The following is a 9,087-nucleotide window of genomic DNA, read 5'->3' as shown; positions in this document are numbered from 1 at the left end:
CTGGATCGCCACCATGTGGGGCGGCTCCATCCAGCTGAAGGTGCCGATGCTCTGGGCGATCGGCTTCATCTTCCTGTTCACCCTGGGCGGCGTCACCGGCGTGAAGCTGGCCAATGCCGGCGCCGACGTGGTGCTGCACAACACCTACTACGTCGTGGCGCACTTCCACTACGCCGTGCTGTCGCTCGGCGCGTCTTCTCTGATCTTCGCCGGCTTCTACTACTGGATTGGCAAGATGACCGGGCACCAGTACCCCGAGTTCTGGGGCAAGGTGCACTTCTGGATGCTGTTCATCGGCGCCAACCTGATCTTCTTCCCGCAGCACTTCCTCGGTGCACGGGGCATGTCCCCGCCGCTACCCGGACTACCCGGATGCATTCTGGGGTTGGAACATGGTTTCGTCGCTCGGCTCCTATCTCCTCGGCCGCCTCGATGCTGGTGTTCTTCTATGTCGTCTACCGCACCTTCACTTCGAAGGAGCAACTGGCCGACCCAACTACTGGGGCGAAGGCGCGACGACCCTAGAGTGGCAGGTGTCCAGCCCGCCGCCCTTCCACACCTTCGAAGAACTGCCGCGCGTCCGCCGACGCCGGTCCGCCGGGGCGGCTCCGACCGCCCGGGCCTCATCATCCCGAACGCCATGCCGCAGGGCATGGCGTTCCGTCCATTCAGGGCCCAGAACCCCGACCATGAGCGATGTGACCGCCCTCCTCCGCCTCGGACGCCATCCCGCAGGACCTGTCCGAGGTCCGCGACTGGGTCACGCTGCTGAAGCCGCGGGTGATCTCGCTGGTCGTGCTGACCGGCATCGTCGGGCTGATGGTGGCGCCGGGCCATCTGGCACCGGCGCTCGCCATCGCCGCCGTGCTCTGCATCGCGCTCGGCGCCGGCGCCGCGGGCGCCATCAACATGTGGTACGACCGCGACATCGATGCGCGGATGAAGCGCACCGCAACGCGCCCCATCCCGGCCGGGCGGATTGAGCCGGGGCCGCCCTTGCCTATGGCGTGGCGCTCGCCGCCGCCGCCGTCCTCATCATGGGGTTGGCGACCAATTGGGTGGCCGCCGGCGCTGCTGGCGCTGTCGATCGGCTTCTACGTCTTCGTCTACACCATGTGGCTGAAGCGACGGACCAGCCAGAACATTGTCATCGGCGGTGCCGCCGGCGCTTTTCCGCCGGTGATCGGCTGGGCGGCGGTGACCGGCAACATCACGCTCGAGCCGATCATCCTCTTCGCCATCATTTTCTTCTGGACCCCGCCGCATTTCTGGGCGCTCAGCCTTTTCGCCCATGCCGACTACGAGCGGGTCGGCGTGCCGATGCTGCCCGTCACGCATGGGCGCGAAGGGAGACCCGCAAGCAGGTCCTGGTCTATACGCTTGTCCTGCTTCCGCTAACTCTGGCGCCCGCGCTGCTGGGTTTTGCCGGCTGGCTTTATGCCGCGGCCGCGGTGCTGCTGGGTGCCGAGTTCCTCCGCCATGCCGTGCTGGTCTTCCGCGACCGGCAAGATGCCGCGGGCCGCAGCCTGACCGGCGACGCGCCGGCCGAAGCGCGCCTTCCGCTACTCGCTCTCCTATCTCGGCCTGCTCTTCATCGCGCTGGCCGTCGACCGGATGATCCTCGGGTGAGCCCCGCTGAGATCGTGCCGATGACGCCGGAGGAGCGCGCCGCCTTCGACCGGCGCCGCCGCCAGAAGAACTGGGCGGTGCTTGGGGTGCTGATCGCGCTCGTCATCCTCTTCTTCTTCATCAGCACCGCGCGCGTCTTGCGCGGCTGACCTTGCCCGATCCAAGCCACGCCGCCACCTGCCGCACCATGGAACCGATCCGCCCCGCGACCCCGGCCGAAACCCTGAGCCGCCGTAACCGCCGCACCGCCATCGGTGTCGGCGCCTTCGTCTGCGGCATGGTCGGCCTGGCCTATGCGTCCGTGCCGCTCTACGACATGTTCTTGCCGTGCCACGGGCTATGGCGGCACGGTGCAGGTCGGCGGCCCGGCGGCGCCCGGCGCGGCAGGGGATACGCCCGGCCGCGCGGTGACCGTCCGCTTCAACGCCAATACCGCGCCCGGCCTGCTCCTGGCGCTTCGCCCCCGGTCAGGGCCACTGCAGGTCCGACTGGGCGATGAGGCCGTGGCTTTCTACCAGGCGAGCAACATCGGCGCGGCGCCGGTGACCGGCGTCGCCACCTATAACGTCACCCCCGCCACCGTCGGCCGCTACTTCCACAAGACCGCCTGCTTCTGCTTCGAGCAGCAGACGCTGGAGCCGGGGCAGCAGGTGGACATGCCCCTGGCTTTCTGGGTCGATCCGCAGATGGCAAAGGACCCGGCCACCCGCGACATCCACACGATCACCATCAGCTACAGTTTCTTCCGCAGCCTCGACGATGCCGACCGCAACGGCGCCCTGGCCAATGCCGGGCCGCATGTCGGCGCGCGCGCGGGCGCGACCCAATGAGCTGCTCCGATGGCCCGCACGGGCTTGATCGGGGCGGAGGCTTCCGGGATTGATGTGCCCACCCGGCGAGAGGGCCTTTCGGGGCTTCGCCTGAGAGATCGGACCAGGACGAGACATGGCCAGCACCACTGACATCGCGGCGGAACCCGCCCCGCTGCACAAGCACCCCTACCACCTGGTGGATCCCTCGCCCTGGCCGATCGTCGGCAGCTTCGCCGGCGGCGCTCTGGTGCTCGGCATCATCCTGCTTGCGCATTACGGCATCCACTGGATGCTCTATCTCGGCATCGCAGGCGTGCTGGCGACCATGTTCTTCTGGTGGCGCGACGTCCTGATCGAGTCGCGGACGCCCGGCCTGCACACCCCGGTGGTGCGGATCGGCCTGCGCTACGGCATGACCCTGTTCATCGCCTCCGAGGTCATGTTCTTCGTCGCCTTTTCTGGGCCTACTTCCACTTCGCGCTCTACCCGGAACATGTTTCCGGTGCCGCGGTGGCAGTCTGGCCGCCGAAGGGCGTGCTGACCTTCGACCCCTTCGGCCTGCCCTTCCTCAACACCATGATCCTGCTGCTGTCCGGCTGCACGGTCACCTGGGCGCATCACAGCCTTATCCATGGCGACCGCAAGGGGCTGATCGCCGGTCTGACGCTGACCGTGCTGCTTGGCCTCAGCTTCACCACCTTCCAGGCGATCGAATACGCCGAGGCGCCGTTCCACTTCACCGGTGGCGTCTATCCGTCCGTCTTCTTCCTGGCCACCCGGCTTCCACGGCTTCCACGTGATCGTCGGCACCACCTTCCTGATCGTCTGCCTGCTGCGCGCTGCGCGGCGGCTTCACCCCGCAGCGGCACTTCGGCTTCGAGGCAGCGGCCTGGTACTGGCACTTCGTCGACGTGGTGTGGCTGTTCCTCTTCGTCTGCATCTACTTCCTCGGCGCCGGCGAGATCGCCTCAGCACCGATGCAGGACCCCACCGGACCGGCGCCGCGTGGCAGCCGGTCGCGCTGCTGGGCCGCTGTCCGCGTTGCGGCAGCGGCCCCTTGTTTGCCGGCCTGCTGACGGTGCGGGAGTCCTGCCCGGCCTGTGGCCTCGACCTCCGCGCGCATGACTCCGGGGATGGGCCGGCGATGGCCGGCATCTTCATCGTCGGCGCGCTGGTGGTGATCATGGCGCTGGTGGTGGGACGTGAAGTACCAGCCCTCGCTCTGGGTGCATGCGCTGGTCTGGCCGGTGGTGATCCTGGTGTTGTCGTTGGCGGTGATGCGGATCGCCAAGGCGCTGCTGGTCGCGCTGCAGTACCGCCACCGCCTGCGCGCCTCCGCCCCATGAGCCTCAGGCGTTGGGCGCCGGTGCTGGTCGCCCTGCCGGTGCTGGCCGTGCTGCTGGCGCTCGGCACCTGGCAGGTGCGGCGTCTCGCCTGGAAGACCGAGATGCTGGCGACGATTACGGCGTCCGAGGCCGCGCCGCCGGTTCCGCTCGGCGCCGCGCCCGCCCCCTACACCAAGGTCGTCGCCACCGGCCGCTTCGACCATGGGCGGGAGGCGCTGCTCGGGCTCGAGGTGCGCGGCACCACGCTCGGCGCCCACCTGCTGGTGCCGCTGCTGCGCGACGGTGCGCCGCCGCTGCTGGTCGACCGCGGCTGGGTGCCGATGGAGCGCGACCGCGCGGTGGATCGCCCGGGGGAGGTCGCGGTGACCGGCTATGTCCGCCCGGGCGACGAGCGCGACTGGAACAGCCCGAAGGACGACCCCGCGGGGCGGCGCTTCTACATCCTCGACACCGCGGCGATCGGCCGGGCGCTGGACCTGCCGCCGCCGGCGCCCTTCGGCCTGGTGGCGCTGGCCCTGCCCGGGACGCCGGCGACGCAGCTGCCGGCGGCGCCGGCCACCCTGCCGCGGCCGAACAACCCGCATCTCGGCTATGCCATCACCTGGTACGGGCTGGCCGCGGCGCTGGTGGGCGTGGTGGTGGCCTTCATGCTGCGGAAGCGGCAGCCCGCCTCGCCGCCGGCGCGGCCCGGCCCGTAGTCCGGGCCGCCCCTCCGTGACCACCGCCCATTCCAGCCCGTCATCGCAGCACGAGGGACACGGCATGAACGCCGCCTATGACCGCCTCAAGGCCCGCTTCGCCCGCATCGCCACGCTGGGGGAGGCGCAGGCCATGCTGCACTGGGATGCCAGCGCCATGATGCCGCCCGGCGGCGCCGCGGCGCGCGCGGCGAGCAGCTTGGCGACGCTGGCCGGCCTCGCGCATGACCTGCTGACCGCGCCCGAGGTCGCCGAGGACCTCGCCGCCGCCGAGGCGGGGGCGAGTGGGACGCGCCGAACCTCGAGCTGATGCGCCGCGCCCATCGCCGCGCCTCCGCCCTGCCGACCGCCCTGGTCGAGGCCATGGCGCGGGCCAACAGCGCCTGCGAGAGCATCTGGCGGCAGGCGAAGGCACGCGCCGACTTTCACCTGGTGCGCCCGGCGCTGACCGAAGTGGTGCGGCTGCAGCGGGAGATGGCGCAGGCGCTCTCGGCGCTGACCGGCCTCTCGCCCTACGACGCGCTGATGGAGGGCTACCAGCGCGGCGTGACGGCCGCCGAGGTCGAGCCGGTCTTCACCGCCTACGAGGCCTTCCTGAAGGACGCCCTGCCGCAGGCCGAGGCGATCCAGGCGCGCCGCCCCGCCGCCATCCCGCTGCCCGGCCCCTTCCCGGTGGCGGCGCAGCGGGCGCTGTGCCAGCGGATGTCAGAGCGGGTCGGGCTCGACTACGCGCATGCGCGGCTGGACGAGAGCCTGCACCCCTTCTGCGGCGGCACGCCGACCGATGTCCGCATCACCACCTTCTACGCCGAGCAGGACGTCGCCAAGGCGCTGATGGGCGTGCTGCACGAGACCGGCCATGCGCAGTACGAGCGCGGCCTGCCAGCGGCCTGGGCGCGCCAGCCGGTCGGCGAGGCGGCGGGGATGGCGGCGCATGAATCGCAGAGCCTGATCGTCGAGATGCAGGCCTGCCGGTCGGACGCCTTCCTCGGCTTCCTCGGCGGCGAGCTGCGCGCCGCGCTTCGGCGGAGACCCGGCGCTCTACACGACGGCCAACCTCGCGGCGCATTGGCGACATGTCTCGCGCGGCTACATCCGGGTCGATGCCGACGAGCTGACCTATCCCGCGCATGTCATCCTGCGCTTCCGGCTCGAGCGTGTGCTGATCGGCGGCGACCTCGCGGTGGCCGACCTGCCCGGCGCCTGGAACGAAGGCTTCCGCGCGCTGCTCGGCATCGTGCCGCCCGACGATGCGCGCGGCTGCTTGCAGGACATCCACTGGCATGACGGCGCCTTCGGCTATTTCCCGAGCTACACGCTCGGTGCCATGGCAGCGGCGCAGCTGATGCGCGCGGCCCGGCGCGACGTCGCCGGGCTGGACGACGCGCTGGCGCAGGGCGACATGCGGCCGCTGATGGGTTGGCTGCGGGAGAAGGTGCATGGTCAGGGCGCGCGGCTCGGCTTCCAGGACCTGCTGCGCTTCGCCACCGGCAAGCCGCTGAGACCCGGCGGATTTTACCGACCACTTGCGGAAGCGTTATCTGACCGCGTGACGCGCGGCGTGCATTGCGGGGCGGCTTCCCTCACATAGAAGGGATGCCGCACAACATGCCCCTGATCTCGACCCTGGTTGCCGCCCTTGACCGCGGCGCTGCTGCTTGGGGTGGTGGCGCGCCGGCTGCACCTGCCGCCGCTGGTCGGCTACCTGGTCGCCGGCATGCTGATCGGCCCGCACACGCCGGGCTTCGCCGGCGACCTCGCCTTGGCTGGGAACTGTCCGAGATCGGCATCATCCTTCTGATGTTCGGCGTCGGACTGCACTTCTCCCCGCGCGAGCTTGCCGAGGCGCGCGGCGTCGCCGTCCCCGGCGCGCTGGTACAAATGGGCGTCGCCACGCTGCTCGGCTGGGGCGTTGCCCGGGTCTTCGGCTGGACCGATGGGGAAGGCTTCGTCTTCGGCATCTGCCTCTCGGTCGCCAGCACCGTGGTGCTGCTGCGGGCGCTGCAGGAACGCGGCGAGGTGGCCACCAACGCCGGCAAGATCGCGGTCGGCTGGCTCGTGGTTGAGGACCTAGCGATGGTGGTCGCGCTGGTCCTGGTGCCGGTCGGCGCCGCGCTGCTGGATGGCCGCACGCCGGCGGGCATGCTGGCGGGCATGGGCGTCGAGGGGCAGGGGGTGCTGGTCTCCCTGCTGGTGACGTTGGGCAAGGTCGCCGCCTTCGTCGTGCTGATGCTGATCGTCGGCAGCCGTGTGATGCCGGCGGCGCTGTCCATGGTGGGTGCGCTGCGGTCGCGCGAGCTCTTCTCGCTCGCTGCGCTGGTGGCAGCGCTCGGCGTTGCCTACCTGGCCTTCGTCGCCTTCGGCGTGTCCTTCGCGCTGGGCGCCTTCCTGTCGGGGCTGGTGCTGGGGCAATCGGCGTTGAGCCAGAAGGCGGCCGAGCAGACGCTGCCGCTGCGCGACGCCTTCGCGGTGCTGTTCTTCGTCTCGGTCGGGATGCTGTTCGACCCCGGCGTGCTGCTGCGCCAGCCGCTGCTGCTGGCCGCGGCGGTGCTGGTGGTGGTGGTGGGCAAGTCGGCGGCGGCCTGGGCAATCGCCCGGGCGCGCGGGCTCAGCCAGCGGGAGGCGCTGACCATCGCCGCTTCCCTTGCGCAGATCGGCGAGTTCAGCTTCATCCTGGCCGGGCTCGGCGTGGCGGAGAAGGTGCTGCCGGAGGCCGGGCGCGACCTGGTGCTGGCGGTGGCGCTGATCACCATCGCGGTGAACCCGGCGATGTTCTGGCTGGCGGACCGGGCGGCGGCACGCGGCGCCGGCTCATGATCCAGGAATCGGATAGGGCACCAGCGGCGCGTCCAGCGCCACGTAGAGCGGGTGCTTCGGGCTTCCGTCGCCGTTCACCTTGAAGCAGAGCGGCTCCACCCCGCCGCGCGCAGCCGCGCCGCCAGTGCGACGCCGCGAGCCTTCAGCGGTTCGGGCGGTTTGCCCCAACCGACGACGACGCGCTCGGCGCTGGTGGCGTAGCGCAGGATGGCCGCGTCGTTGCCGGGGCCGACCGGGTCGGCCACCTCCAGCAGCCGCAGCTTGTCGGTGCAGCGGTAGCCGAAGGCGTTCAGCATCACCAGGGCGCCGTAGCCCCATCGCCGAGCGCGCTCGACACAGCGGGCGACGGTCGGGTCGTCGAAGTCGAGATCGGCGGTCGAGGGATTCATGCCGATCTGCACGGCATAGCCCGGGCTGCCGAAGGGCTTGCCGTCCCAGCGCCGTTCCAGCCAGTAGCGGTAGCAATCCCCGGGCCGTCGAAGCCGGCATCGGAGACGATATGGGCGGCGACCTTCAGGCGGACCTTGCCGCCGGGGCTGTGTAGGGGTTCGGTGTCCATGCGGGACCGTGCTTCCAGGCGGGAAGGATGGCAAGGCCAGGGCGGGAAAGGCATGTCTCCTCGGCCCCGTCCCTCGTCTTTCCTTGGCGGCCGACTGACGGGAACGGATCAGGGGGTGGGCGCCAAAGGCGTCCGGCGAAGGAATATCCCGACGTCGATCTTGCTGCGTCCCGGTCCAGCCGCCACGCTTCCTGGCAAAGCGGAGGAAACGCCATGGCCCAGTCTTATGAGGTGCTCGCCCACAACCTCTCGGCCCAGTCCGAGAACAAGATCCATGACGACACCGTTGCCCGCCGCTTCGGCTTCACCGGCGCGCTCGTCCCCGGGGTGGAGGTCTATGCCTATGCCTGCCACCCCGCGGTCCGCCGCTGGGGCCGCGCCTGGCTGGAACACGGCACCGCCGAATGCCGTTTCCAATCGCCGGTCTATGACGGGGACCGCGTGCTGGTCGAGGCGGCAGAGGCCGGCGACGGTCTCGCCCTGACGGTCCGCCGGGGCGAGACGCTCTGCGCCACCGGCCATGCCGCGTTGCCGGCCGCCGCGCCCGTGCCCGATCCCGCCGCATGGTCCTGGCGCGCCCCGCCAGCGAACCGGCCGCCGGCCAGCAAGGAAGCGCTGGCCCCAGGCATGGTCCTCGGCACCGCGCCGCTCGAGGTCACGCCACAACTCGCCGCCGACTACCTGGCGGCGGTGCGGGAGGCCGACCCGATCTATGCGCGGGAAGGGCTGGCGCATCCTGGACAGGTGTTGAGGCTTTGCAACCAGGTGCTGGTGCAGAATGTGGTGCTGGGCCCCTGGATCCATGTCGGCAGCCGGGTCCGGATGCTGGCCGCGGCGCGGGTGGGCGGGATCCTGACGGCCCGGGCCCGGGTGGCCGAGAATGCGGAGCGGAAGGGACACCGCTTCGTCGAACTCGACGTGCTGGTGGTGGACGGCGAGGGGCGGCGGTGGCGCAGGTCCGGCACACGGCGATCTGGCAGCCGCGGCAGGTGGCGGGGTAACGACGGCACTATCCATAAAGCCGGCAAAGCTTGGATGCAGGCTGTGGCGACGTTGCGGGGGCATTGATATCCTATCACGAGCACAACATTTTCCGGCGTCCCGGGAAACCCCGGATCGTCACCGCAGGAGTCCTGACTGAGCGCGACGTCCCCCGCCCTCCGCCTGCATCGCGCGGTCATGGCCGCCTCCTTGCTGGTGCCGATGCTGGTTTCTCCGCCGCGGCC

General features: G+C 70.6%; 13 protein-coding genes and 3 pseudogenes. 14 read left to right on the top strand and 2 right to left on the bottom strand.

Annotated elements, in window-relative coordinates; all coding sequences use genetic code 11:
• Positions 1-13 precede the first annotated feature (13 nt).
• From ACQ86J_RS13915 to ACQ86J_RS13855, 13 genes and pseudogenes are all read left to right on the top strand, one after another.
• Positions 14-772, top strand: coding sequence for a cbb3-type cytochrome c oxidase subunit I (locus tag ACQ86J_RS13915; RefSeq protein ID WP_431271563.1), 759 nt, complete (start codon positions 14-16; stop codon positions 770-772).
• Positions 773-780: 8 nt separating this feature from the next.
• Positions 781-1,398, top strand: coding sequence for a heme o synthase (gene cyoE / locus ACQ86J_RS13910; RefSeq protein WP_431271562.1), 618 nt, complete (start codon positions 781-783; stop codon positions 1,396-1,398).
• Positions 1,399-1,451: 53 nt separating this feature from the next.
• A complete protein-coding gene (locus ACQ86J_RS13905; protein ID WP_431271561.1) occupies positions 1,452-1,778 on the top strand; it encodes a hypothetical protein in 327 nt (108 codons plus the stop codon).
• Between the two features lie 201 nt (positions 1,779-1,979).
• Positions 1,980-2,459 (top strand): cytochrome c oxidase assembly protein, encoded by a 480-nt coding sequence (locus ACQ86J_RS13900; RefSeq protein ID WP_431271560.1) that lies wholly within the window; start codon positions 1,980-1,982, stop codon positions 2,457-2,459.
• 115 nt (positions 2,460-2,574) lie between these two features.
• Positions 2,575-3,164 (top strand): annotated as a pseudogene (locus ACQ86J_RS13895) (cytochrome c oxidase subunit 3); the annotation flags it as partial.
• 19 nt (positions 3,165-3,183) lie between these two features.
• A pseudogene (locus tag ACQ86J_RS13890) lies at positions 3,184-3,585 on the top strand (DUF983 domain-containing protein); the annotation flags it as partial.
• A gap of 58 nt (positions 3,586-3,643) precedes the next feature.
• Positions 3,644-3,787 carry a DUF983 domain-containing protein gene (locus ACQ86J_RS13885; protein WP_431272400.1) on the top strand — a complete coding sequence of 48 codons (144 nt, stop codon included), beginning with the start codon at positions 3,644-3,646 and terminating at the stop codon, positions 3,785-3,787.
• Positions 3,784-4,485, top strand: a complete 702-nt coding sequence (locus tag ACQ86J_RS13880; protein ID WP_431272399.1) for an SURF1 family protein — start codon at positions 3,784-3,786, stop codon at positions 4,483-4,485. Before ACQ86J_RS13885 ends, ACQ86J_RS13880 begins: the two co-directional genes overlap by 4 nt.
• A 64-nt stretch (positions 4,486-4,549) precedes the next feature.
• Positions 4,550-4,795 carry a hypothetical protein gene (locus ACQ86J_RS13875; protein ID WP_431271559.1) on the top strand — a complete coding sequence of 82 codons (246 nt, stop codon included), beginning with the start codon at positions 4,550-4,552 and terminating at the stop codon, positions 4,793-4,795.
• Positions 4,795-5,448, top strand: a pseudogene (locus ACQ86J_RS13870) (carboxypeptidase M32); the annotation flags it as partial. The gene ACQ86J_RS13875 and the pseudogene ACQ86J_RS13870, both read left to right, overlap by 1 nt.
• A 130-nt stretch (positions 5,449-5,578) precedes the next feature.
• Positions 5,579-6,076: a hypothetical protein gene (locus ACQ86J_RS13865; protein ID WP_431272398.1), complete on the top strand. Its 498-nt coding sequence runs from the start codon at positions 5,579-5,581 to the stop codon at positions 6,074-6,076.
• Between the two features lie 39 nt (positions 6,077-6,115).
• Complete coding sequence (locus tag ACQ86J_RS13860; protein WP_431271558.1) at positions 6,116-6,286, top strand: cation:proton antiporter; 171 nt, start codon at positions 6,116-6,118, stop codon at positions 6,284-6,286.
• Positions 6,286-7,302: a cation:proton antiporter gene (locus ACQ86J_RS13855; protein ID WP_431271557.1), complete on the top strand. Its 1,017-nt coding sequence runs from the start codon at positions 6,286-6,288 to the stop codon at positions 7,300-7,302. The genes ACQ86J_RS13860 and ACQ86J_RS13855 overlap by 1 nt, the downstream gene beginning before the upstream one ends.
• 74 nt (positions 7,303-7,376) lie before the next feature.
• On the opposite strand, the gene ACQ86J_RS13850 is transcribed toward ACQ86J_RS13855, so the two are convergent.
• Both ACQ86J_RS13850 and ACQ86J_RS13845 read right to left on the bottom strand, forming a co-directional pair.
• Positions 7,377-7,703 carry a DUF1643 domain-containing protein gene (locus ACQ86J_RS13850; protein WP_431271556.1) on the bottom strand — a complete coding sequence of 109 codons (327 nt, stop codon included), beginning with the start codon at positions 7,701-7,703 and terminating at the stop codon, positions 7,377-7,379.
• Entirely contained in the window at positions 7,688-7,861 is a 174-nt protein-coding gene (locus ACQ86J_RS13845) for a hypothetical protein (RefSeq protein ID WP_431271555.1), read from the bottom strand. The genes ACQ86J_RS13850 and ACQ86J_RS13845 overlap by 16 nt, the downstream gene beginning before the upstream one ends.
• Positions 7,862-8,074: 213 nt before the next feature.
• On the opposite strand from ACQ86J_RS13845, the gene ACQ86J_RS13840 reads away from it, so the two are divergent.
• Positions 8,075-8,929 carry a hypothetical protein gene (locus ACQ86J_RS13840; RefSeq protein WP_431271554.1) on the top strand — a complete coding sequence of 285 codons (855 nt, stop codon included), beginning with the start codon at positions 8,075-8,077 and terminating at the stop codon, positions 8,927-8,929.
• The last annotated feature ends 158 nt before the right edge of the window (positions 8,930-9,087 follow it).

The organism is Dankookia sp. P2 (assembly GCF_050632255.1).
In the GTDB taxonomy this organism is placed as follows: Bacteria; Pseudomonadota; Alphaproteobacteria; order Acetobacterales; family Acetobacteraceae; genus Paracraurococcus.
The sequence above is the reverse complement of the archived record's forward strand: the minus strand, read 5'-3'. Positions and strand labels throughout refer to the sequence as shown.